Source organism: Streptomyces sp. NPDC101166 (genome assembly GCF_044768125.1).
Taxonomy (GTDB): Bacteria; Actinomycetota; Actinomycetes; order Streptomycetales; family Streptomycetaceae; genus Streptomyces.
In genome coordinates this window covers 1-1,119 of record NZ_JBIWPF010000275.1, presented here as the reverse complement: position 1 = coordinate 1,119, position 1,119 = coordinate 1, and the positions used below count along the sequence as shown (strand labels likewise).

Annotated in this window: 2 protein-coding genes; both read left to right on the top strand. The window is 65.8% G+C overall.

Annotation, left to right across the window (positions count from 1 at the left end; genetic code table 11):
• The coding region (locus ACIRS4_RS38355) for a helix-turn-helix domain-containing protein (RefSeq protein ID WP_404204926.1) at window positions 1-859 on the top strand (859 nt) is incomplete at its 5' end.
• Window positions 856-1,119 (top strand): helix-turn-helix domain-containing protein (locus ACIRS4_RS38350; protein WP_404204925.1); only part of this gene is annotated, 264 nt, incomplete at its 3' end. The genes ACIRS4_RS38355 and ACIRS4_RS38350, both read left to right, overlap by 4 nt.

The window sequence follows — 1,119 nt, the reverse complement described above, 5'->3', positions numbered from 1 at the left end:
ACCTGCACCGGACCGTAGGCTGGCGGAAGATTTCCGGAAGGGTGGACAACAGGTGCTAGGAGTGTTCGACTCGATCCCCGAACAACCCTTGCTCGGGATCTACATGCGGTACCGGCGCGAGACGCTCGGCATCACCCAGGAGGAAACCGCCAAGCGCATGTTCGTCAGCCTCTCGCTGTATCGGAAGCTCGAGAGCGGGGAACGCATGCTCACCGCCGAGCGGCTCTCGGACTGGTGTGCCGTCATGGACGCGCCGAGCTGGATGCTCGAGAAGATGGTCTCGCTGACGATGCCGAAGATCGTGAAGGTGGCGCGGGGAGTGTGGCCGCCCGTGCTGCGTCGGGAAGACCTCGATCATCTTCAGGCCCTGCCGTATCCGGCCTTCTATCACCGGTTCCCCGAATACGAGGTGCTGGCGGCCAATTCGGCGGCGACAGCCGCGTTCCCCTGGCTGGCCCCCGCACCCGAGGGCTCCGAGCGGCCGGTGAACGTCATCGAACAGATGATGACCGTGTCCGAAGCGCGCGAGTCCCTGGTCAACTGGGACACCGTGGCCCACCGGTTGCTGTTCACCCTCCGAGTTCTCGCACCCGGCGTCGTCGCTCCCGAACGGCTCACGCAGATCATCCGGACCTGCCGCACGAATCCGGAATTCGAGCGCATGTGGAACACGCCCATGGACGAGGACCTCTACACCGATTCGCTCATGCTGGTCCGCGATCCGGAAGCCGGCGAGCTCCGACACTTCACCATGCGCGCCTACAACGCCTATCACCCCCAGGACTGCTCCTACCAGTTGTTCGTCCTCACGCCGCGAACCCCCGGCACCGCCACCGTCGACCCGTTCGCGCTCGCATGACGAACGCCGAACCCGAACCGTCCCTGCTCGCGATGTACCTGCGCTACCGGCGCGAGACCCTGGGCATCACCCAGGAGGAGATCGCCCGGCGCATGTACGTCTCGCTCTCCCTCTACCGGAAGCTGGAGAGCGGCGAGCGCGCTCTGACCCCGGAGCGGCTCGAGGACTGGTGCGTCGCCGCCGAAGCGCCGATGTGGATGCTCGACAAGATGGTCACCCTGGCCGTTCCGAAGATCATGACGATCGCCCGCGGGGCCTGG